The 20,828-nt window shown below is 51.2% G+C and carries 23 protein-coding genes; 13 read left to right on the plus strand and 10 right to left on the minus strand.

What is annotated here, in order from left to right:
- Window positions 1–141: 141 nt before the first annotated feature.
- Window positions 142–1,383, plus strand: a complete 1,242-nt coding sequence (locus IE054_RS07650) for a malic enzyme-like NAD(P)-binding protein (protein ID WP_189404999.1) — start codon at window positions 142–144, stop codon at window positions 1,381–1,383.
- Window positions 1,384–1,505: 122 nt separating this feature from the next.
- Here the strand turns inward: IE054_RS07650 and metJ are convergent, their stop codons facing one another.
- On the minus strand, window positions 1,506–1,832 hold the full coding sequence (gene metJ, locus IE054_RS07655; RefSeq protein WP_189405000.1) for a met regulon transcriptional regulator MetJ: 327 nt from the start codon (window positions 1,830–1,832) through the stop codon (window positions 1,506–1,508).
- 143 nt (window positions 1,833–1,975) lie between these two features.
- Between metJ and metF the strand changes: the two genes are divergently transcribed.
- The gene (metF, locus tag IE054_RS07660) at window positions 1,976–2,857 is read left to right on the plus strand and encodes a methylenetetrahydrofolate reductase (protein WP_189405003.1); all 882 of its coding nucleotides are present in this window, start codon (window positions 1,976–1,978) and stop codon (window positions 2,855–2,857) included.
- 117 nt (window positions 2,858–2,974) lie between these two features.
- Window positions 2,975–3,859 carry a virulence factor BrkB family protein gene (locus IE054_RS07665; RefSeq protein ID WP_189405005.1) on the plus strand — a complete coding sequence of 295 codons (885 nt, stop codon included), beginning with the start codon at window positions 2,975–2,977 and terminating at the stop codon, window positions 3,857–3,859.
- Window positions 3,860–3,862: 3 nt separating this feature from the next.
- On the opposite strand, the gene IE054_RS07670 is transcribed toward IE054_RS07665, so the two are convergent.
- Both IE054_RS07670 and IE054_RS07675 read right to left on the minus strand, forming a co-directional pair.
- Complete coding sequence (locus IE054_RS07670; protein WP_189405008.1) at window positions 3,863–4,510, minus strand: DUF2959 domain-containing protein; 648 nt, start codon at window positions 4,508–4,510, stop codon at window positions 3,863–3,865.
- The gene (locus IE054_RS07675) at window positions 4,510–4,752 is read right to left on the minus strand and encodes a hypothetical protein (protein WP_189405010.1); all 243 of its coding nucleotides are present in this window, start codon (window positions 4,750–4,752) and stop codon (window positions 4,510–4,512) included. Before IE054_RS07675 ends, IE054_RS07670 begins: the two co-directional genes overlap by 1 nt.
- 95 nt (window positions 4,753–4,847) lie before the next feature.
- Here IE054_RS07675 and pip point away from each other — a divergent pair, with 95 nt between their 5' ends.
- From pip to IE054_RS07690, 3 genes are all read left to right on the plus strand, one after another.
- The gene (pip, locus tag IE054_RS07680) at window positions 4,848–5,828 is read left to right on the plus strand and encodes a prolyl aminopeptidase (protein WP_189405012.1); all 981 of its coding nucleotides are present in this window, start codon (window positions 4,848–4,850) and stop codon (window positions 5,826–5,828) included.
- Window positions 5,825–6,262: a D-aminoacyl-tRNA deacylase gene (gene dtd / locus IE054_RS07685; protein WP_189405014.1), complete on the plus strand. Its 438-nt coding sequence runs from the start codon at window positions 5,825–5,827 to the stop codon at window positions 6,260–6,262. The genes pip and dtd overlap by 4 nt, the downstream gene beginning before the upstream one ends.
- An 84-nt stretch (window positions 6,263–6,346) precedes the next feature.
- Window positions 6,347–7,255: a bifunctional GNAT family N-acetyltransferase/hotdog fold thioesterase gene (locus IE054_RS07690; protein ID WP_189405016.1), complete on the plus strand. Its 909-nt coding sequence runs from the start codon at window positions 6,347–6,349 to the stop codon at window positions 7,253–7,255.
- A 111-nt stretch (window positions 7,256–7,366) separates the two neighbouring features.
- On the opposite strand, the gene rpoH is transcribed toward IE054_RS07690, so the two are convergent.
- Window positions 7,367–8,221 carry an RNA polymerase sigma factor RpoH gene (gene rpoH, locus IE054_RS07695; protein WP_189405018.1) on the minus strand — a complete coding sequence of 285 codons (855 nt, stop codon included), beginning with the start codon at window positions 8,219–8,221 and terminating at the stop codon, window positions 7,367–7,369.
- Between the two features lie 349 nt (window positions 8,222–8,570).
- On the opposite strand from rpoH, the gene IE054_RS07700 reads away from it, so the two are divergent.
- Together IE054_RS07700 and IE054_RS07705 are read left to right on the plus strand one after the other, a co-directional pair.
- Window positions 8,571–9,800, plus strand: a complete 1,230-nt coding sequence (locus IE054_RS07700; protein WP_189405020.1) for an EAL and HDOD domain-containing protein — start codon at window positions 8,571–8,573, stop codon at window positions 9,798–9,800.
- Window positions 9,801–10,090: 290 nt separating this feature from the next.
- Window positions 10,091–11,335, plus strand: coding sequence for an EAL and HDOD domain-containing protein (locus IE054_RS07705; RefSeq protein ID WP_189405022.1), 1,245 nt, complete (start codon window positions 10,091–10,093; stop codon window positions 11,333–11,335).
- Between the two features lie 14 nt (window positions 11,336–11,349).
- On the opposite strand, the gene ftsX is transcribed toward IE054_RS07705, so the two are convergent.
- From ftsX to ftsY, 3 genes are read right to left on the minus strand one after another with little or no spacing between them, the layout of a single operon-like run.
- A complete protein-coding gene (gene ftsX / locus IE054_RS07710; RefSeq protein ID WP_189405024.1) occupies window positions 11,350–12,330 on the minus strand; it encodes a permease-like cell division protein FtsX in 981 nt (326 codons plus the stop codon).
- Complete coding sequence (gene ftsE / locus IE054_RS07715; protein WP_189405026.1) at window positions 12,330–13,016, minus strand: cell division ATP-binding protein FtsE; 687 nt, start codon at window positions 13,014–13,016, stop codon at window positions 12,330–12,332. Before ftsE ends, ftsX begins: the two co-directional genes overlap by 1 nt.
- A gap of 44 nt (window positions 13,017–13,060) precedes the next feature.
- Entirely contained in the window at window positions 13,061–14,578 is a 1,518-nt protein-coding gene (gene ftsY / locus IE054_RS07720) for a signal recognition particle-docking protein FtsY (RefSeq protein WP_189405027.1), read from the minus strand.
- A gap of 87 nt (window positions 14,579–14,665) precedes the next feature.
- On the opposite strand from ftsY, the gene rsmD reads away from it, so the two are divergent.
- Window positions 14,666–15,274 carry a 16S rRNA (guanine(966)-N(2))-methyltransferase RsmD gene (gene rsmD, locus IE054_RS07725; protein WP_189405029.1) on the plus strand — a complete coding sequence of 203 codons (609 nt, stop codon included), beginning with the start codon at window positions 14,666–14,668 and terminating at the stop codon, window positions 15,272–15,274.
- 18 nt (window positions 15,275–15,292) lie between these two features.
- On the opposite strand, the gene IE054_RS07730 is transcribed toward rsmD, so the two are convergent.
- The gene (locus IE054_RS07730) at window positions 15,293–15,880 is read right to left on the minus strand and encodes a YjaG family protein (protein WP_189405031.1); all 588 of its coding nucleotides are present in this window, start codon (window positions 15,878–15,880) and stop codon (window positions 15,293–15,295) included.
- Complete coding sequence (locus tag IE054_RS07735; RefSeq protein ID WP_189405033.1) at window positions 15,877–16,482, minus strand: YhgN family NAAT transporter; 606 nt, start codon at window positions 16,480–16,482, stop codon at window positions 15,877–15,879. Before IE054_RS07735 ends, IE054_RS07730 begins: the two co-directional genes overlap by 4 nt.
- Before the next feature lie 336 nt (window positions 16,483–16,818).
- Here IE054_RS07735 and IE054_RS07740 point away from each other — a divergent pair, with 336 nt between their 5' ends.
- Complete coding sequence (locus IE054_RS07740) at window positions 16,819–17,001, plus strand: MerR family transcriptional regulator (RefSeq protein WP_189405035.1); 183 nt, start codon at window positions 16,819–16,821, stop codon at window positions 16,999–17,001.
- Window positions 17,002–17,063: 62 nt separating this feature from the next.
- On the opposite strand, the gene pepB is transcribed toward IE054_RS07740, so the two are convergent.
- Complete coding sequence (pepB, locus tag IE054_RS07745) at window positions 17,064–18,347, minus strand: aminopeptidase PepB (protein WP_189405037.1); 1,284 nt, start codon at window positions 18,345–18,347, stop codon at window positions 17,064–17,066.
- A 50-nt stretch (window positions 18,348–18,397) separates the two neighbouring features.
- Here pepB and sfsA point away from each other — a divergent pair, with 50 nt between their 5' ends.
- From sfsA to gluQRS, 3 genes are all read left to right on the plus strand, one after another.
- Window positions 18,398–19,105, plus strand: a complete 708-nt coding sequence (gene sfsA, locus IE054_RS07750) for a DNA/RNA nuclease SfsA (protein ID WP_189405040.1) — start codon at window positions 18,398–18,400, stop codon at window positions 19,103–19,105.
- A 236-nt stretch (window positions 19,106–19,341) separates the two neighbouring features.
- Entirely contained in the window at window positions 19,342–19,791 is a 450-nt protein-coding gene (dksA, locus tag IE054_RS07755) for an RNA polymerase-binding protein DksA (protein WP_189405041.1), read from the plus strand.
- A gap of 71 nt (window positions 19,792–19,862) precedes the next feature.
- On the plus strand, window positions 19,863–20,786 hold the full coding sequence (gene gluQRS, locus IE054_RS07760) for a tRNA glutamyl-Q(34) synthetase GluQRS (protein ID WP_189405044.1): 924 nt from the start codon (window positions 19,863–19,865) through the stop codon (window positions 20,784–20,786).
- The last annotated feature ends 42 nt before the right edge of the window (window positions 20,787–20,828 follow it).

A 20,828-nucleotide genomic window follows, 5' to 3' on the forward strand; every position in this document is an offset into this window, starting at 1 on the left:
TCGCACCGCTGTAGCAGCGAGCCGAGCAAGGCTCCTCATGAATCCAGGCGATAAAAAAAGCTAATAACAAATTGTCCGCCATACATCATAATTTCGTGCATCACAGCATCAACCTCAACCCTATTTAAGGATACTGTTACGATGTCAGATTTCAGACAACGCGCTCTTGATTATCACGCTAAGCCGACGCCCGGAAAAATTCGCGTAGAACTCTCTAAACCCGCAGACAGTGTTAACGATCTTGCGCTGGCCTACAGCCCAGGCGTAGCCGAGCCCGTCCGTGAAATTGCCGAAGACCCGAATGCCGCCTATCAGTATACGGCTAAAGGCAATATGGTGGCAGTGATCAGCAATGGCACCGCCATACTGGGACTGGGTAACCTGGGACCATTAGCTTCAAAGCCAGTCATGGAAGGAAAGGCATTACTGTTTAAGCGCTTTGCCAATCTTGACGCCATCGACATCGAAGTGAAACACCGGACCACAGAAGAATTTATCAATACGGTTGCGAATATTGCCGATACATTTGGTGGGATTAATCTGGAAGATATTAAAGCACCGGAATGCTTCGAGATTGAGCAGGAGCTGATAAAACGGTGCAAAATTCCGGTATTTCATGATGACCAGCACGGGACAGCCATTGTGACGGCTGCAGGTATGCTCAACGCGCTGGAAATTCAGGGCAAGTCTATCGAAAAGGCAAAAATAGTATGCATGGGCGCCGGCGCAGCCGCGGTTGCCTGTATGGAACTGCTGATAAAATGTGGTGCACAGCGTGAACGTATTTATATGCTTGACCGCAAAGGCGTCATCCACACACGTCGCGATGACTTAACGGAACATAAAAAGCTTTTCGCTAACAATACCGACAAGCGAACCCTTGATGACGTCATGGACGGGGCAGACATTTTCGTTGGTGTCTCTGGTCCCGATTTACTGCCACCAGAAACACTCGCGCTTATGGCAGAAAACCCTATTGTTTTTGCCTGCTCGAATCCCGACCCTGAAATTAAGCCTGAACTGGCACACGAAGTTCGCGACGACTTAATTATGGCGACCGGCCGCTCAGACTACCCTAATCAGGTGAATAACGTGCTGTGCTTCCCTTTCATTTTCCGTGGTGCGCTGGATGTAAGAGCGTCCGCTATTAATGATGAAATGAAGGTGGCTGCAGTAGAAGCGTTACGCGATATATCAAAAGAGCCCGTACCTGATGAAGTACTTAGCGCCAGCAATTCTGACGCACTCTCTTTTGGCAAAGACTACATTATTCCAAAACCCATGGATCCCCGCCTGTGTAACCGCATTGCCACTGCAGTGGCAAAAGCCGCCATTGACTCTGGGGTTGCCAGAGTTGAAGAGCTACCTTCCAGTTACCGTTAAACCACAATGCCACCCTTAACCGGGTGGCATGGCTTAGGGCCTCTGGTAAAACTCGGCTCATGTGAGTCACCTGTCAACAGAGCGGTATATCTGGCACCGTTATACTGTCATACAGGTGAAAATTACTCTCCCGCCTCGTTATCCGGCGTGGGATCGATTCCCATTTCTTCCATTATCCGTCTTGCTTCAGCGGGCACCCGGTTTGGGTTGTCCTTGCGAAGATCATCATCGCTCGGCAGTGGCTGTCCGGTGAATGCGTGAAGAAAGGCTTCGCACAGCAACTCTGAGTTGGTAGCGTGGCGCAGATTATTGATTTGACGACGGGTCCGCTCATCCGTTAACTCTTTCAGCACATTAATTGGGATAGAGACAGTCACTTTTTTCACCTGCTCACTTTTTTTGCCGTGCTCAGCGTAGGGATGAACGTATTTTCCGTTCCATTTTGCCATGTGGGTGTCCAATATTGTTTTTATGATATAAACCGAAATTCTAAACAATGCACAGAAAAGGTCAATTCAGCAGTGTAAACCGCTTGACGTCTAGACACACATAACATAATTTAGACGTCTAAACGTCTATATGGGAGCACGCTATGGTGTCGTATGCACAGGGGATTGATGCCCTGAACCAGTCTTTGTCCGAATTGCGTGACATAAATGTGTCCTTTGAGTTTTTCCCGCCAAAATCTGAAAAGATGGAGCAAACTCTGTGGAAGTCTGTGGAACGCCTGGCACCGTTGAAGCCCAGTTATATGTCTGTAACCTATGGGGCTAATAGTGGCGAGCGTGATCGTACCCACGATGTGGTTAAACGCATTCACCAGCAAACCGGGGTCGATGCTGTGCCACACCTTACCTGCGTAGATGCTACGCCAGACGAACTGAGACAAATCGCTCAGGATTACTGGAACTCTGGAATACGCCGGATTGTTGCTCTGCGTGGCGACTTACCCCCAGGCACAGAGAAAACTGACATGTATGCTGCTGACCTGGTGTCGCTGCTTAAAGATGTAGCAGACTTCGATATATCTGTGGCCGCCTACCCCGAAAAACACCCTGAAGCGCCGAATGCACAGTTTGACCTGCTTAATCTGAAGCGCAAAGCAGAAGCGGGTGCCAGTGAAGCGATAACCCAGTTTTTCTTTGATACCAGTATGTTCCTGCGGTTTCGGGATCGTGCTGCGGCGGCAGGTATCGATCTTGATATTGTGCCTGGGATCCTGCCGGTGACCAATTATCAGACGCTGGTGAAGTTTGCCGGGTTTACCAATGTACATGTCCCCGCTTACTTGCACCGGCTTTTTGAGGGTCTGGATGATGATGATCAGGCAACCCGGAATCTGATTGGCGCCAACATTGCCATGGATATGGTGAAAGTACTGGCCAAAGAGGGTGTAAAGCATTTTCACTTCTACACCCTCAACCGCAGTGAATTAAGTTACGCCATCTGTCATATGCTAGGTGTCCGCGGGTGATTGCGGATGTCCGCATTTACCCCGTGCGGGGTCCTGGGAGAGAAAAATTTTGCCCCCTGTTAGCCTGCCGGTATACCATCTACCCTAGTTAAACAGGTGAAAAGAGGGAGCAGTCCTGTGAATTTTGAGCGCTTTGAACACTACTGGCAAAGGCTAACGCCACGTTTGCGGGTGTTTGGCAGCCTGTTCCTGAAGCGCTGTCGTGAAGATAATATTACTGTATCTTCAGGCCACTTAGCCTACGTCACACTGCTCTCGCTGGTACCGTTTATCATGGTGACATTCACCATTATGTCGGCATTTCCGGCTTTTTCATCGGTAAGGGGAAAACTGGAAAACTTTATTTTCAGCAACTTTGTGCCCACGGCGGGAGATGTTGTACGCGAACACATGGTGAGCTTTGTCGGCAACGCGTCTGAAATGGGGGCAATTGGTATCTTGTCGCTGCTGCTGGTCGCGCTGATGCTGATTTCCAATGTTGATAAAACGCTAAACCGCATCTGGCGGACCGAAAGCGATCGTCCGCTCATTTATACACTGGCTATCTATTGGATGGTGATTACCCTTGGGCCTCTGCTTATTGGTTCGAGCGTGGTGATATCCTCTTATCTTACCGGTCTGGCCACATTTGCACAGGAATACACACCGGGCCTGGGCACGTTCATCCTCAAGCTTATTCCCAGCTTTGCTGCGTTGCTCGCGTTTATCATTCTGTATATGGTGGTGCCTAACCGGCAAGTGAAGGCGCGGCACGCCATTGGCGGCGGTTTGCTCGCTACCGTAGCGTTTGAGGCAACCAAAGCGGGATTCGCCCTCTACGTCACCAACTTCCCATCTTATCAGGTTATCTACGGCGCGCTGGCCGTGGTCCCCATTTTATTTTTATGGGTCTACCTGTCTTGGGTGGTTGTGCTGCTAGGGGCTGAATTTACCTGCAGCCTGGGCGAAGCCCTCGATCATGAACGAACCGAGGACCAGCCAAGAAAAGTACCTGAAGAGTAACGCTTACTTTTGCAGCGTTTCAATAAAGGCATCAGACTCCGCAATGGCTTGCTTCATTTCATCGATGAGTCGTGCCACATCCCCTTCAATAGTATTAAGCTCTCCCTGTAGCGAACCGATGGCACTGGCGTTAAGGTTGTGTTTAAGGAAAAGAACATTGTCATTTAGCGCGGTAAGTACCGGCTCCATACGGCTTTCTGCACGACGCATAGCGTCCAGCATTGTCTGATAACGACGCCGGGTTTCGCGCAGTTTTGCCGCACTTTCACGCTTGAATGACGCGCTCTGGTACTGCTCAATTTCGGTTTCCCATTCATCGAACAATGCGCCCGCAACACTTTCAATTTTGTCGATGCGATTACTGACATCGTCGGCGGCCGCTTTGCTGTCTTTATACTCGGCATTCAGCGCGTCGTATACGTCCTCAAGTTCACCGCCATCGAATTCAATCAGTGCACTGAACTCTTCCAGCGCCGAGCTAAATTGCTTTTGCGCGTCTTCCTGAGAGTCCCGGGCATCTTCCACCCGGTCAACCAGAATATCTCGTTTCTCTACCCCCAGCTTTTCCCACGCGGAATAGTAGGCCGACTGACACCCGCTTAAGCAGGCCAGACTTAATACGCCAATTATTCCAAGCTCCACTAAACGCATTATACCCCCTGAACGCTGCGGTATCGCGCAGCACTGATGATGCTAATAATATGAAGTATTACGCCAAGCGGCCAGAAAAGGATTGCCAGCACCACGGTAGCCGCCAGCGCATAGCTCACACCCACCGCAATGAAATAAAACAATGCGCCCAAAATCCGCCCCTGAACCAGATGGCCGAGACCGGGAATAAAAAAATTACAAATTGCGGCGAGTACATTTCCGCCTGAACCTTGTCCTGCCATACCTTCATCCTCGCAATTATTCACAGAATATGATTGAGTAGTGTCTGATAATAAATTAAAACAAATAGTGCATCTGCACAACGCATTGAAACAAAATGAAACGTCTTTATCCTGACACGGGAAGTTTTAACAGTGACCGGCTCGATACACTGGACGGGCACTCACTGTACTTTGAACAAAGTGGCAACCCCGATGGTATTCCGGTGTTGTTTATTCATGGCGGTCCTGGAGCAGGGCTGTCGTCTAACTATACCCGTTTCTTTGATGCAAACCGATATCATATCATTGGCTTTGAGCAGCGCGGTTGTGGCCGCTCCAGACCGTTTGGCAGCCTGAAAAATAATACCACGGCACATTTACTTGACGATATTCAGCGACTGCGCAGTCATCTTGGCATCGATAGCTGGCTGGTGTTTGGTGGCTCCTGGGGGTCAACCCTTGCGCTACTCACAGCCATTGATGCACCAGAACGGGTTAAAGGGCTGATACTACGTGGCGTGTTTTTAGGCCGCCAGACCGATCGTGACTGGTTTTTATCACCGTCGGGCGGCGCCGCACAGCTGTTTCCTGAGCATTACGCTGCGTTTACCAGTGCCGTTGCATCGCCATTGACCAGTGAGCGTATCTGCCAGTGGTATCAACGTGCATTTGAAGACAGTGATAACGATGTTAAACGACTGGCCGCCCTGAAACGCTGGTATCTGTGGGAAGAGCGGCTTTCAAGGCTTACGCTGCCACCCGGCACAGGTGATGTTACTGCGCACTATCCGGTACAACTGATGACCAGCCTGGCATTGCTTGAATGTCACTATTTAACCAACAAGTGTTTTATTGAAGAAAACTACATCCTTGATAACATTGATAAAATTAATCATATCCCCGGAACCATAGTACAAGGGCGCTACGACGTAATCTGTAAAATGGAAGCCGCCTATACGCTCAGTCAGGCGTGGGATAACAGCGAAATGCTAATCGTGCCTGACGCCGGACACAGTACGTCTGAGCCCGGTATCGGCTATGCGCTATGCCGGGCTACCCGGGATATGGCGCGATTTTTGAGGGAGAAGGAATCATGATAGGTTTGCTGCAACGCGTATCTGAAGCCAGTGTCAGTGTCAATGATGAGACTATCAGCAAAATCGGGCATGGCTTACTGCTGTTGCTGGGTGTTGAACGTGACGATACCGACGTTCAGGTCGAAAAGCTCGCGCGCAAAATAAGCAACTACCGGTTGTTTGCGGACGACGAAGGAAAAATGAATCTCAACGTGCAACAAGTTGGCGGCGAAGTGCTTGTTGTTTCTCAGTTTACACTGGTCGCCGATACGCAAAAAGGAAACCGCCCCGGCTTTTCCCGTGGTGCGACACCTGAGCATGGTGAACATATGTATGCGCAATTTGTGCGCGAATTACGCCAAACCGGCATTCCGGTTCAGACGGGACAGTTTGGTGCCGATATGCAGGTAGCCCTTGTCAACGACGGGCCCGTCACTTTTCAGTTCCAGGTCTGAACGTCATTCGTAGTCTTTCCCTTGTGACCTGCCCGAGCATAGGGTTAAATGGTTGCCGATTCACTAATCTAAGAGCATGTTGTCGTGTATAAAGTGGTTGCCCCTGAGTCTGATGAAGCCTTTGACGCGTATTTCCAGTTCCGCTGGCAACACCTGCGTCAGCCCTGGAATTTTCCGCCGGGCTCAGAGAAAGACGAGTATGAGCAGGTGTCTGAGCATCGCATGATTGTCGATGGCAAAGGCAACATTGTCGCCTCTGGACGGGTACATTTAAATACGGCTGAAGAAGCACAGATCCGGCATATCGCTGTGCACCCGGATCATCAGCGAAAGGGCATTGGTCAGATGATGCTGGGCGCGCTTGAAAATGTTGCCCGTGAACTGGGGGCGACCCGCGCAGTGACAAACAGCCGCGAAACCTCCATCGATTTTTTCAGCTCCTGTGGCTTTGCAATTGAACGCGAGGCCCCCAACGAATTAGGACTGCTTAAGCGTCAGCAGATGGTAAAGAAACTGTCTGCAACCGACGCGCTGGTTTTGCATCCAAAGTGGTGTGGCGAATTACAGCGCACCTGGACCGACACGATTCCCATTACTGAACACATGGGGATCCGCCTGCATCAGTACACGGGCCGCACGCTGGAAACCCGGGCCTCATTAAATAAAAATATTAATATTCACGGTACCATGTTCGCAGGCAGTATTTTTTCGCTGGCGACCCTGACGGGATGGGGAATGATTTTTCTGCAGTTAAAGGAGCGGCAGTTAAGAGGCGACATTGTTTTAGGTGATGGCGATATACACTATCATAAACCAATCACTATGAAACCCCGCGCTATCAGCAATATAGAAACAATGAGCGGCAAGTTCGCGGTACTCGAAAAACGTAAAAAATGCCGGATAGAGCTTGAAGTGGAAATTCTTGACGGTGATACGCCAGTGGCAGAGTTTAAAGGCATTTACTGGGTGTTGCCAGAGCCGAAGGCAGACTAATCAGCAGAGGTGACGCGTTGCCTAAAGCGATAGACTTGTTGGCAACTTGGTTTATTCATTTCAGACAAAAAAAGCGCCATACAGGCGCTTTTATTCTTTTTGTGATGCCCATCAGGCAACCATCGCTGCCTGCAGTTTTTTCATCGCGTTCTTTTCAATCTGACGAACCCGCTCAGCAGACACCTCATACTTATCAGCCAGATCCTGCAGCGTGATCTTATTGTCTGCCAGCCAGCGCGTTTCAATAATATCCTGTGAACGCGCATCCAATGTCTTAATCGCCGAATACAAGCGCTTACTGGCGTTGCTGTCCCAGTCAGCATTAATCACATCGGTTTCGACATCAGTGCTTTTATCTTCTAAAAACTGAACCGGCGCAAAATTACCGTTTTCGTCATCATCTGCGCTTAAATCAAACGCCTGATCCTGACTACTCATGCGCGCTTCCATCTGCAGCACCTCTTTGGTACTGACACCCAGCTCATCAGCAACTGTTTGCACTTCGGCGTGAGTAAACCAGCCAAGGCGTTTCTTCGCCTTACGCAGGTTAAAAAATAATTTGCGTTGCGCTTTGGTCGTTGCAACTTTCACGATCCGCCAGTTTTTCAGTACGAATTCGTGGATCTCGGCTTTAATCCAATGCACAGCGAACGATACCAGGCGTACGCCAACCGTCGGGTCAAACCGCTTAACGGCTTTCATCAGGCCAATATTACCTTCCTGAATCAAGTCAGCCTGTGGCAGACCGTAGCCCGAGTAGGATTTAGCAATGTGAACAACAAAACGCAGATGTGACATAACCAGTTTGCGCGCGGCACCCAGGTCCTCTTCGTCACGAAGCCGCTGTGCCAGGCTGCGCTCTTCCTCTGCGCTTAGCATGTCAATACTACTCACAGCCTGCATGTAACCTTCAAGGCTACCGCTGTGAGGCACTGAAAGGGCCATTGATTGCATTTTTTCGCTCATATTCACCTCATTATTCATGGGTACGCATGGTATCAAAATTGTGAGCTTTACGCGAGTTTCGCAATAGCGAACCCACCTACGCCAAACTGGGAATATAGTGTCTTCCCAGCAATTATCAAGACCTGCTTAGCATAAAAAAGTTCATTTCAATTTAACGGCGATCCGTGTCACTATCCGTAATGCAAAGTGCAAGGAAAGATGCGGCTAAAAGCCTATTATATTAAAACTGCTGGATGCAGCCAGACAGTTCGTCGTATGGCGACGCTACCGGGCAGGCTACCTGTGATGTAGTTACGCGCGACTGCCCCGTGCAGATTAGTGTTGCTAAAACTGATTGTGTGAGAAAGTTATGTTTGCCTATGTAGCCCGGCAGCCAATATTTAATGCAGAACGGGAAGTCTATGCCTACGAACTGTTGTTTCGCAATGGCGACAACAATTGCTTCCCTGATATCCCCCCCGATGAAGCCACATCAAAAATTTTGACATCAACGCACCTGAGCCTGGGAATAGAAGAAATTACCGGTGATAAGCCGGCGTTTATCAACTTTCACCGCGACACCCTGATGTACCGTTTTCCAACGTCTCTGGATGCCTCAAACGTCGTCATTGAAATCGTTGAAACTGTCGATATTGATGATGAGCTGGTCGGCGCCTGCAAGCATATCCGGGGCCTTGGCTACCCTATTGCGCTTGACGATTATGATTTAACCGGCCGCTGGGAGCCCTTTTTGCCGTTTACCAGTGTCATAAAGCTGGATATTACTGAAGTCGATCATGCAAAAATTGCCGATATAATCCCCGTTCTGAAGAAAAATAAGGTAAAGGTAGTTGTCGAAAAAATAGAGACCTACGATGAGTTCGCTAAGTTTAAAGCCATGGGCGCAGATTATTTTCAGGGCTACTTTCTGGCGAAACCGGAAATTGTCCGGCATCGTAAACTTGGCCCTTCGGGTCTCACGATGCTCGAATTAATCGCTGCCAGCGCGACGCCCAAACTCGACTTTGACAAAGTTAATGCAGTGATTGAGCGCGATCCTGCGTTATCTTACCTGCTGCTGCGGTTCATCAATAACCCCTTGTATAACAAGCGTCATCAAATCACGTCGCTCAAGCATGCCCTGACCTACATGGGCGAAGTTGAAGTAAAAAAATTCATCGCCTTGCTGGCGCTGGCCAACCTCAGTGACGGCCAGCCCAACGAGTTATTACAGATGGCACTGGTACGGGCTAAGTTCTGTGAACTGGTCTCTGTTTTACTTAAGGAACTGGAAAATCCGCCGACAGGGTTTCTCACTGGCCTGTTGTCTCTTATGGATGCCATGATGCAGCAAAGCATGGACGAGCTTATGCAGAAAGTTCCCATTAGCGAACCCGTCAAGCAGGCGCTTCGTGGCGAACCAAATCTGTTACGGGACTGCCTGGAAGCTGTGCAGCACTTTGAATCGGCAAACTGGAAGGGCATAAAGCGGTTTGCGGTTAAGTATCAGATAAAACAAACCCAGCTACACAGCTTTTACAACGAGGCAATCAAATGGGGCCGCCAGATGAATAGCAGTACTGCAGCCAGACGCAGCTAGCAGCTAATAGCAGCGAAAAGCGGCAAAAAATTAAATCTGCCCGGACGGCATATGTGAGATGGCATAAACGTTAACCATAGGTTAAAGTGAGATTTTACAGATAACACTGCCGAGGTCAGTCGCCTGGCAGGTTACGTGGCCAGTATCGGCAAATCGCGCACTCTCCAGGAAAGGAACAGGGTCGCGGAACTGGACGCAGCGGGAGCGTAAAAGCCGGTTACGCCGCACGTCTGTATTTAATTTTTTGCGGCAGACACTGCCGCCGGTACTAACAGGGAACTTTACTGCCTATGTTTGCGTTTATTGCTCGTGAGCCAATACTTGATCAGCAAAAAAATGTCTTCGCATATGAACTTATCTTTCGAGACGGTAAAGGCGGCACGTTCCCAGAAGAGTTAGGCAGCCAGAAAGCACAGTATATCGCCGAGCACTTCCACCCGCTTGGGCTGGACGACATCAGCGGTGAAAAAACATCGTTTATTAATTTTTCCAGCGATACGCTTATCTCACGTTTCCCAACGACACTCAACCCGGACACAGTGGTTGTCGAACTGGCAGATAACCCCTTTAACCAGGCGGGTCTGCTCGAAGCATGCCAGCATATTAAGCAATTGGGGTTTAAGCTGGCCATTGATGATCCCATGATGCTCAGCAGCAAGCATGAAATATTTCCGCTTATAGATGTACTGAAAGTCGATGTATCAAAAGCCCGGTTTGAGCAAATTGAAAAAAATATTCCACGCTTTCTGGACTCCGAAGTCCGGCTTGTTGCAGAGCAGGTGAACACCTACGACGATTTTAATACCTGCAATACACTGGGCTTTGACCTGTTTCAGGGGTACTTTTTTGCCCAGCCCGAAGCGCGCATCATGCGCCAGCTTCCTGCATCTAAATTAAACCTGGTTGATCTGATGGGCGAAAGCGCAAGCAGCAACTTCGACCTGGACCGCATTAACAGCATTATCGAGCGGGATGCGGCGCTCAGTTACCTGCTCCTGAAATTCATCAACAATCCGACCATAAATAAACGGCACAAAATAAACTCGTTGCGCCACGCACTGACCTACATGGGCGAGGTAGAGATTAAAAAGTTTATTGCGCTGTTGTCACTGGCTAATCTGGGTGATGATAAACCACTGGAACTGATCCACATGTCGCTGGTGCGGGCAAAATTTTTCGATTTGCTGTCACAGGCAAGAAACGTCAGCACCAATCCGCCAATCGGCTTTTTGGTGGGACTGTTTTCACTGCTTGATGCCTTGCTTGACCAGACCATGCCGGACGTTCTGAAGCAACTGCCGCTAAGCGACAATGTCAGTGATGCTCTGCTCGGTAAAACTGACGAGTTTAACTGTTACGTGTCACTGGTTCGCTCCTTTGAAGGGGCGCTATGGATGAATGTCATCAAGCAGTCGAAGAACCTGAATATAGATCAGAAGCAGTTGCATGGCATGTACAATCAGGCCATCACCTGGGGCAATGGCGTCAGAAGTGCGATTTCATCGTACTTCCCACGGGCAGTGGCAAGAGCCTGATCCAGGGTAGGTGCTTATTTAGGCTCTATTTCCTTTACATGTCGCTGCACCGAAATCATCGAGCCGGCCAGGCCTAAGCCTACAGACAGTGCCAGCATCGTCAGCAGTGCACTGCCGCTTAGCCCGGTGATGGCAAAGTCTTTTTGATATAAAGCGGCAAATGCCTGAATGCTGCTGTCCATCCACCAAAGAATCAGGATCACTGCCATCCAGGCGATCACACCACCCAGTAATCCGTACCAGAAGCCCGTGTACAGAAACGGCCGGTGAATAAACGCATCCGTCGCGCCGACCAGTTTCATAATAATTATCTCGTCCCGCTTATTGAGGATGTTCAGGCGAATGGTGTTACCAATAATCAGTACCACAGCAATAAACAATAAACCGCCGATCAGTGTCACCAGGTCGCGAACAATATCCAGTACCGCATACAGCCGCTCCAGCCATTCAATATCCAGCTTGCCAATATCTACTTCGCGCTGTTGCTTGAGCTTTTGCAGTAACGATTCAGCCGCTTTCGGTCCGGCAAACTTTTCAGTGGGTCTCACCAGGATCACATCTGGCAACGGATTCGACTCGAGGTACGCAATTGCGTCGCCCAGTCCCGACAGGTGCTGAAATTCTTTGAGGGCATCATCAGCGGGCACATAGGTCAGGCTGTCAATCTCCGACCAGGTGGAAAGCCGGGTCAGTAGCTGTTGTGCAGATGCTGGCGATGTATCGGTTTTCAGAAACAGTGAGATTTCCGATGCCTGTTCCCACCCGGCACTGATTTTTTCGGTATTTTTCACCATGATGTAGAGGGTGCTCGGCAGGGTGATGCTTAACCCCAGTACGCCAATCGTCATGATTGACGCGGCCGGCTGCCGCCACAGTTCACCGAGGCTGTGCAGCGCCTGACGTACATGGCTGACTAATACCATGACGAGGGTTTGTAGCAGGCTGATATTGGTATCACTGGCGCCACTGCGGCGGCCTTTAAACAAAATACTCATCAGTCTGCCTCCAGGTCGCTGTCCGTCAGACCATCGGTGATCATTTTTCCCTGCTTCAGGGTCAGGGTACGATAGCGCATACGGGCAATCAGCCCCAGATCGTGGGTAGCAATAAACACGGATACCCCCGCCTGATTAAAATCCTCAAACAGACGTACTATTTCCATCGACAGCTTGGGATCGAGGTTACCGGTTGGCTCATCTGCCAATAGCAACGGCGGCTTATTGACGACGGCTCTGGCAATCCCTACCCGTTGCTGTTCACCGCCTGACAGAGTAATCGGCAGGCTGCGGCTTTTGTCACTTAAGCCCACCATTTCCAGTGCCGCTTCAACGCGCTTGGTGGTTTCTTTACGGGTATAGCCCTCGATAATTAGCGGCAGCGCAACGTTATCAAACACACTTTTGTCCATCAGTAGCTGATGGCTTTGGAAGATCATGCCGATATCACGACGAATAAAGGCGATATCACGGCGACGAATCGTGTTCAGATCATGGCCATTGATTAGTACCCGCCCTACCGTAGGCCTTTCCATTATACTAATCAGTTTTAGCAGCGTACTTTTACCAGCACCTGAGTGACCGGTGAGAAACGCCATTTCCCCTTTTTCGATATGAAAATCGACTTTACTAAGCGCCCGCTGGCCGCCCGGATAGGTCTTGCTTACCTGCTCAAACTTTATCATGCTCTGGTCCTGCCCGGCACATCCCGACCCTCGCCGTGCCTGCCTTATGAGTTCTCTGCCGCCTGCTCAACTTCGCTGAACAGGGCATCAATAAATTCCTTACTGTCGAAGGTGCGAAGGTCATCAATACTTTCTCCCACACCGATGTAACGAATAGGTATACCAAACTGATCGGCAATAGAGAAGATCACCCCGCCTTTTGCGGTGCCATCCAGTTTGGTCAGTGTAATGCCCGATAAACCAACCGCTTCATTGAACAGCTTCGCCTGACTTACGGCATTCTGACCGGTACCGGCATCCAGTGTCAGCATGACTTCGTGGGGCGCATCAGGGTTAAGTTTCTTCATCACCCGCACCACTTTTTTCAGTTCTTCCATCAGATTATTTTTGTTTTGCAGCCGGCCAGCAGTGTCGGCAATAAGTACATCCATCTTACGTGCTTTCGCCGCTTCCAGCGCATCGTACAGCACAGACGCGCTGTCAGAGCCGGTAGGCTGGGCAATCACCGGAATGGCATTGCGCTCCCCCCATACCTGCAGTTGCTCCACTGCAGCGGCCCGGAAGGTATCACCGGCTGCCAGCATGACTTTCTGACCCTGTTGCTGGAACTGTTTCGCCAGCTTGCCGATGGTGGTGGTTTTGCCTACCCCATTAACCCCAACCATTAAGATAACAAACGGACCATTGGCGGGATCGTGCTTCTCCATCGCGGTGGTCAGGGGCATCTCAACATTTTCGAGCATAGTGTGCATCTGTGACTTAAGAATGCCCAGCAACGCTTCTGCATCTTTAAGGTCACGCCGTGACGCGCTTTCGGTTAGCTTGTTAATGATGGTCTGGGTGGTGTCCATGCCCACATCGGCCACCAGCAGCTGGGTTTCCAGCTCTTCGTACAGATCATCGTCAATAGTTTTGCCTTTAAACAGGCTGACAAAGCCACTGCCTAAGTTACTACGTGTGCGTGATAACCCGGCCTTCAGGCGGCTGAATAATGACGATTTTTTCTTTTCTTTGGGCTGCTCAGGCGACGCCGTTTGTGCGACTTGCTGCTCGTCTGGCGCTGGCTTGGCGGCAAACTGATCAGACACATCCGGCTCGGAGATGTCTTCCGGTGTCTGAGCTGGCGCGGACGCGCTTTCCCGGGCATCGGTTACTGGCGCAGTTTGTTCAGACTGAACGTCAGGCTCGGCTTCGGCTTCGGCTTCGGCTTCGGCTTCGGCTTCGGCTTCGGCTTCGGCTTCGGCTTCGGCTTCGGCTTCGGCTTCGGCTTCGGCTTCGGCTTCGGCTTCGGCTTCGGCTTCGGCAGCAGTGTGTACGGGTGATTCCGGCGTTACCACCTCACGCTGCAAATTGTCCTGCTCATGGCTGTCTGTATTGCCCTGCTCATGGCTGTCTTGCTTTTCGGCCTCCTTGTCAGATTGCCGGGCAGCAACCTCCTGCTCACCCTCCTTTTCAGGTGTATCGGTGACCTGCTCTTCAGGTTTGTCAGCGTGTTTTTTATCTTCGGTTTTGGCCTTATCGGCCTGCTTGTTCTTACTGAACCAGCCAAAAAGTTTCGACATGGAGGGGACAAATCCTTATAAATTCTACGCAAATTCGGCTAAACTGGCCGGCTATTGTAAGCACCCATAGTAGCATTGTCAGCCTTAATGAAGCGAGTATCTCACAAGCGCAATACAAAGCGGCGCAACGCAACCTCTGACAGAGGCGGCGTGGTTCGGGTTATCGCTGGTCAGTGGCGTGGCAGACGTCTGCCGGTGAGGGATGCCGAAGGCCTTCGCCCCACCACCGATCGCAACAAAGAAACCCTGTTTAACTGGCTAATGCAAAGCATTACCGACGCGCATTGCCTGGATATGTTTGCCGGCTCCGGCGCACTGGGTATCGAAGCCTTATCCCGGTATGCGGCATCCTGTTTGTTTCTGGAGCTGGATAGCGCCAATGCGCAACAACTAAGCAGCAATCTGAAAACACTCAGAGCGTCAGGTGAGGTCCGTCAGGGTGACGCCCTTGCTCTTGTCTCTGCGATGACAACGCGCACTTTTGATGTGGTGTTTATTGACCCGCCGTTTGGCAAAAATCTGGTGCAGCCCGCGCTCGACGCCCTGTTTGAATCATCATGCCTTTCATCGAACAGTCTGATTTACGTTGAGCAGGAAACCCAGACTGCCGAGCCCCGGCTTCCTGATGGCTGGCACTGGCAGCGCCAAAAAGTCACAGGCTCGCTTCGCTATGGTTTAATCGCCTGCGAGTCATAGCCCTGTAACAACGCCGCTTTAGTCATCGTTAAGCGCTAGCCCGATATTAGAAATACCGGCTTCCAGGGCGATGTGTCTGGCATTGGCGATGACTTTGGCCCGCGCGGCATCACGCTCAAGCTCATCCAGCAATGCCTGCTGAACCTCAACTTCAAACTCCATCAGTGGATGATGTTTAACGCTGGCGTCATCGGCTTCTCCATTGGCCAGCAAATACGCTTCCACACTGCCCTGCGAGAGCTTACTGGTGACCACGGCGCCTTGCGTGTCCTCGCCGGTGATAAGATTAATGGTCGCCGCCAGTGCAATTGCCGCATCAATGGCCGGATACACGCCATAGTTGTCAAAATCGGCGGTATCCGGCGTAGCCGTTTCCACCTTTTCCAGTTGTACCGCAAAATTAATCTTACTTTTAGGGGCGGATACCGATTCCCAGATTAAATCCAGACACGTTCGGCAGGCCTTGCCATCGTCGAAGCCGGTCAGCTCGCAAAACAGCAGGTAGTTAGGCAGCATCCGCTCCAGCAATGCGGCGCTGAATGTCACGGCCCGCCAGTCTTTAAGTGCCCTGACCCGGGCAAACGTATTGAGTTTGTTATTGCTCATTGTGCAGCCTCTGCAGCGTGTAGAAAATATTGCGTCGCGCCGTCCAGCAGCATCTGAATAGAAATCATCACCAGGATCATGCCCATCAGACGTTCCATAGCGATGAGCCCGCGTTCACCCAGCAGGCGATGAAACAGATTTGAAAACATCAGGATCACGGCACTGATTAACCATGCCACCCCCAGCGCCAGCGACCAGTCTGTCATGCGGTCAGGGTTTTGGTTTGCCAGCAGGATCAGCGCCGCCAGCGTTGACGGCCCCGCGATCATCGGTATCGCCAGAGGCACCAGAAACGGCTCTTCGCCTACCGCAAGGCCACTGACACTGCCCGACTGCGGAAAAATCATACGCAGCGCGATCAGAAACAGAATGATACCGCCGGCTATACTCACGGTTTCCTGCTCAACATTCAGAAAATCCAGTACCGACTGCCCGCTGAACAAAAAGGTGAACAGAATTGCCAGCGCAAACAACAGCTCGCGCAGCAAAATAATTTGCCGCCGCTTAGGCTCAATGGATTTGAGCACCGACATAAAGACCGGCAAGTTGCCCAGCGGATCCATAATTAAAAACAGCATCACCGCTGCTGACCAGGTATCCATTTTTCTCTACTCTTCTAGTTATTCCAGTTTTGCAGCTAGTAGCGTTACAGCCTCGTGAGGGGGCTTGTAGCCAGTGCGCAACACGTCGTAAACCCATCTCTGGGGACTCTGCCGCCGCTTCCATGCGACGGAAGGTTGCGCCCCGGCTACCAGCCCCCTTCTGCGGAGCGAAGCACTACAACTCCCCGCCTTGCCGAGAAATGCGCTTTTGCCTTGCCTTTTGCGGGGTGAAATGCGAAATGCAAGCACGCACCGGACAGAGATTAACCAAAAAACATTAGTAAATTGTCGCATTTACCATTAGATTTTACTATCGCTAACAGGAGGATAATAACAATGAGTCTTATGACGGTAAGCGAGGTGGCCGAGTACCTCAATGTTCAGGATATTCGCATTGAGCGTTTGGAGCGTGAAAGTTTGCTGGTGTCCAAAGATAAAGACGAGGCGGGGAATCCGTTGTTTGATAGTGATGATGTAGAACGCTATAAAAAACTGGCGGAACGCTTGGGCGGTCTGTAACCGCAGCGCCGCAATACAGTGGAAAAGCCCAGCGGCACAACCACTGGGCTTTACTATTTTAGCTAAAACTCGTGCAACATTCTGGCTACCGACTTTATGCCAATACCGGACGCGCCTACCGGCATTTCAGATGTGGCTGAGCCGTTATAGGCTGCCGCCAGATCCAGATGGATCCAGCCTTTGCCCTGGGGGTTAACAAACCGCGCCAGAAAGCCCGCGGCATTCGATGCGCCACCGGCACCACCGCCTTTCATTGGGCGGCTGTTCGCTGTATCGGCAAACGGGGACGGACACCGGTCTTTGTGAAAAGGCTCCAGGGGTAACGGCCAGAAGCGCTCGTATTCCGCGCTGGCACAGCTAAGCATTTTCTCGCGGGCCTGCGCATCCATCGAAAACACCGCATGGTAGTCTGGCCCAACTGCCACCGACGCGGCTCCGGTTAACGTGGCTGCATCGATAATCAACGGGGCGCCGGTTTCCGTCGCCGCCATCAGTCCATCGGCCAGTACCAGCCGGCCTTCTGCATCGGTATTGACGACTTCTACCGTGGTTCCGTTTTTATAGGTCAGCACATCGCCCAGCTTATAAGCGTGACCGCTAATGAGGTTTTCCGCACAGCACAGGATCAGTTTAACCCGTTTTTGCAGGTTCTGTGATATCGCCAGGCCCAGCGAGCCGGTGACCGTGGCCGCTCCACCCATATCACACTTCATGGTTAGCATGCCCTCACTGGACTTAATGCTGTAACCACCACTATCAAAGGTGATGCCTTTACCCACCAGTACCGCGTCGACCGGTGCATCGGCGTTACCGGTGGGGTTATAGTCCAGCTCAAGCATAGCTGGCGGGCGCTCACTGCCTCGTCCTACATTGTAAATACCAATCCAGCCCGCCTCGTTTAGCGCTTCGCCGCTGGTAATGGTATAGGAGACGTTGTCGCCGCCAAGTTCTTTTAGCCAGCTAGCCGCGCGCATCGATAAGGTCTCAGGGGATAAGTCTTCCGGCGAGTCATTCACCAGTTTGCGGGTAAACAACAGTGCACTGTACTCGCGGGCCAAATCGTCAGCATCCTCGTTATCGGCCCAGATAATACTGCCGGGATTGCGTGCACGGGTGTAGCTTAACGCGAACGCCCACTGCAATGATTTGCTCCACTCGCCGGTAAGTGCGACAGCGCGCAGGCTTAAGTCATCCAACTTACGGGCAGCTTGCTGAACAATTCGTTCAGGCGCTGCATCTTCACTCAGGTGAATTGTCGCGCCCGTTTCACTGAAACTAAGCCGGGTGTTTTCTCCCCAGGCTGGTGCAGCAGGTGCCGTGGACAATGCGACAGTAAAATCACTCATGCTTTTTATTCCTCACTTGATAGACTTAGCTATTTTACGGATGAGTCACTATGCAGTTCAGTTCCCCTCTTATCCCCGGCACGTTAATCAAACGCTACAAACGCTTTTTCGCCGATGTGCGCCTAGACGATGGTGACGTAGTTACCGCCCATTGTCCGAACACCGGTGCCATGACGGGCTGCGCCGAACCCGGTTACCGGGTCTACCTCAGTCCCGCAGATAATCCGAAGCGCAAACTGCGTTATACCTGGGAGCTGGCGCAAACTCATGAGGATCACTACATAGGCGTCAATACGCATAATGCTAACAAACTCGTCGAAGAGGCGCTAAAGAATCGCATGATTGACGCTGACGGCCTGCGCAATTTTGATACCTACAAGCGCGAAGTCACCCCGCCGGGTAGTAACAGCCGGTTTGACTTTGCACTTTATCAGGAGGGCGATGTACGGTTTGCAGAAGTGAAGTCGGTGACCCTGGCGCGTGGTAATGCCGGCTATTTTCCCGACGCTGTCACTGCCCGGGGCGCAAAACACTGTGAAGAGCTTGCCGCACTGGCGGCGCAGGGCGTGCCGACCATGCTGCTGTTCTGTGTGCAGCATACTGCTGTACAGTCGGTCAGCGTCGCTCGCGATATTGATCCGAATTACGCCCGTGCCGTAAATGGTGCTCTGCACGCGGGCGTGACCCTTGTTGCGCTTGGGTGTGAAATCACAAAAGAAAAAATAGAAGTAAATCAGTCACTCCCGCTCAAAATTTAAAAAACAGGTTGATTTTTAAATTAAGGGAGTCATATTTGCGCGTTGTTCTGCGTTGTCAGAGGTTTTCACTCTGACAGGGAAGCCGGCAATTCGGCCTTCATTGTGAAGTGTCCGCATTGCTGTACTGCTAAAGAAAACGCTCAAAGACACTTTCGTTGCCTGATATGACCGATTCTGCTATATATCATCGATTCATTCAGGACATTGTGGATGTCGTAGTGTAGGAGATGTGGCACATGCCAACAGGAAATGAACCTAAATCCCTTGGACTGTTAGCACTGGCAGGCTTACAGCCGTACCAGCCTGGCGCTGACGAAGAGTACATGAATGAAGCACAAACGGAGCATTTCCGGTTGTTGCTTAAAGCGTGGCGCAATCAGCTTCGTGAAGAAGTAGACCGTACCGTGACCCACATGAAAGACGAAGCGGCTAACTTTCCTGATCCGGTCGACCGTGCCGCACAGGAAGAAGAATTCAGCCTTGAATTGCGTACTCGCGACCGTGAACGCAAGCTCATCAAAAAGATAGAAAAAACGCTGAAGCGCATTGAAGAGGATGACTTTGGTTTTTGTGATCAGTGCGGCATTGAAATTGGCATTCGTCGCCTGGAAGCTCGTCCTACGGCTGATTTGTGCATCGACTGCAAAACCATGGCCGAAATCAAAGAAAAGCAGCTTCAGGGTTAATCCCGAAGCTGGCCTTTTGTCAGGGTATGGTTTGAAGACCATACCTATGATTACCTGCAGCCTGCAAAACGATGGCTGAATCACGTCGTTACACTGGCCGTTTCGCGCCCTCTCCTTCTGGTCATTTACACTTCGGCTCACTGATCGCCGCCCTTGCCAGCTACCTGGATGCCAAAGCCAGTCAGGGCACCTGGCTGGTGCGTATGGAAGACATTGATACGCCGCGCTGCGTGCCGGGCATGGATACCGCTATTCTGAATGCGCTTGAATGCCACGGACTGCACTGGGACGGTGAGGTAATGTACCAGTCTCGTCAGCATGCCCGTTACCAGCAAACCATTGAAGATTTGCTGACCTCTGGCCGTGCCTATTATTGTCGCTGTACACGCAAGCAGGTTAAAGCAGCGGGCGGCGTTTATCCTGGCACCTGCCGGCATTTGCAGTTAGGCCCCAGCAATGCGGCACTGCGGGTGAGGTTGCCAGTACAAGTTACAGCGTTTGACGATGAAATCCTCGGTCATCAGTCACTAAGTAGCCCAGCTGGAAGCCTGCCACCACTGGAAGATACCATTGTCCATCGCCGGGACGGCCTCTATGCCTATAACCTGGTGGTGGTGATGGATGATATTGCACAACAGGTCACCCACATCGTCAGAGGCAGCGACTTACTGCCCACAACGCTGACCCACCTGAATATGTATGCATTGCTTGATGCGCCGCCCCCCGCATACGCCCATGTGCCGGTAGCAAGTGTCGCGCCTGGCCGCAAGCTGAGTAAGCAGAATCACGCAGCGCCGCTGGATACATCGGTTCCTGCCGATAACCTGATACGGGCACTCCGCTTCCTCGGGCAGCAGGTAGAAGATGGCTGGCAGGGGCTGTCACCAGAAACACTTTTACACCATGCTGCTGATGGCTGGGACAGGAAAAAGGTCGCAAAACAACCTGAAATCATTGTCGATCAGCACGAATCCACTTATTATAGCGGGCCTTAATTTCTCAGGGAGACATCATCATCATTAATCGCGTGCTAAAAA

It is taken from the genome of Alteromonas halophila (genome assembly GCF_014651815.1).
Taxonomy (GTDB): Bacteria; Pseudomonadota; Gammaproteobacteria; order Enterobacterales; family Alteromonadaceae; genus Alteromonas; species Alteromonas halophila.

Excerpts from the sequence above, each read along its gene's own strand:
- sfsA (WP_189405040.1), top strand. The coding sequence starts at position 18,398 with ATGCAGTTCAGTTCCCCTCTTATCCCCGGCACGTTAATCAAACGCTAC.
- metJ (WP_189405000.1), bottom strand. The coding sequence starts at position 1,832 with ATGGCAAAATGGAACGGAAAATACGTTCATCCCTACGCTGAGCACGGC.
- gluQRS (WP_189405044.1), top strand. The coding sequence starts at position 19,863 with ATGGCTGAATCACGTCGTTACACTGGCCGTTTCGCGCCCTCTCCTTCT.
- rpoH (WP_189405018.1), bottom strand. The coding sequence starts at position 8,221 with ATGAGCGAAAAAATGCAATCAATGGCCCTTTCAGTGCCTCACAGCGGT.
- IE054_RS07705 (WP_189405022.1), top strand. The coding sequence starts at position 10,091 with ATGTTTGCGTTTATTGCTCGTGAGCCAATACTTGATCAGCAAAAAAAT.
- pip (WP_189405012.1), top strand. The coding sequence starts at position 4,848 with ATGAAACGTCTTTATCCTGACACGGGAAGTTTTAACAGTGACCGGCTC.
- dtd (WP_189405014.1), top strand. The coding sequence starts at position 5,825 with ATGATAGGTTTGCTGCAACGCGTATCTGAAGCCAGTGTCAGTGTCAAT.
- IE054_RS07740 (WP_189405035.1), top strand. The coding sequence starts at position 16,819 with ATGAGTCTTATGACGGTAAGCGAGGTGGCCGAGTACCTCAATGTTCAG.
- ftsE (WP_189405026.1), bottom strand. The coding sequence starts at position 13,016 with ATGATAAAGTTTGAGCAGGTAAGCAAGACCTATCCGGGCGGCCAGCGG.
- pepB (WP_189405037.1), bottom strand. The coding sequence starts at position 18,347 with ATGAGTGATTTTACTGTCGCATTGTCCACGGCACCTGCTGCACCAGCC.
- IE054_RS07730 (WP_189405031.1), bottom strand. The coding sequence starts at position 15,880 with ATGAGCAATAACAAACTCAATACGTTTGCCCGGGTCAGGGCACTTAAA.
- IE054_RS07650 (WP_189404999.1), top strand. The coding sequence starts at position 142 with ATGTCAGATTTCAGACAACGCGCTCTTGATTATCACGCTAAGCCGACG.
- IE054_RS07675 (WP_189405010.1), bottom strand. The coding sequence starts at position 4,752 with ATGGCAGGACAAGGTTCAGGCGGAAATGTACTCGCCGCAATTTGTAAT.
- IE054_RS07735 (WP_189405033.1), bottom strand. The coding sequence starts at position 16,482 with ATGGATACCTGGTCAGCAGCGGTGATGCTGTTTTTAATTATGGATCCG.
- IE054_RS07670 (WP_189405008.1), bottom strand. The coding sequence starts at position 4,510 with ATGCGTTTAGTGGAGCTTGGAATAATTGGCGTATTAAGTCTGGCCTGC.
- ftsY (WP_189405027.1), bottom strand. The coding sequence starts at position 14,578 with ATGTCGAAACTTTTTGGCTGGTTCAGTAAGAACAAGCAGGCCGATAAG.
- metF (WP_189405003.1), top strand. The coding sequence starts at position 1,976 with ATGGTGTCGTATGCACAGGGGATTGATGCCCTGAACCAGTCTTTGTCC.
- rsmD (WP_189405029.1), top strand. The coding sequence starts at position 14,666 with ATGAAGCGAGTATCTCACAAGCGCAATACAAAGCGGCGCAACGCAACC.
- ftsX (WP_189405024.1), bottom strand. The coding sequence starts at position 12,330 with ATGAGTATTTTGTTTAAAGGCCGCCGCAGTGGCGCCAGTGATACCAAT.
- dksA (WP_189405041.1), top strand. The coding sequence starts at position 19,342 with ATGCCAACAGGAAATGAACCTAAATCCCTTGGACTGTTAGCACTGGCA.
- IE054_RS07700 (WP_189405020.1), top strand. The coding sequence starts at position 8,571 with ATGTTTGCCTATGTAGCCCGGCAGCCAATATTTAATGCAGAACGGGAA.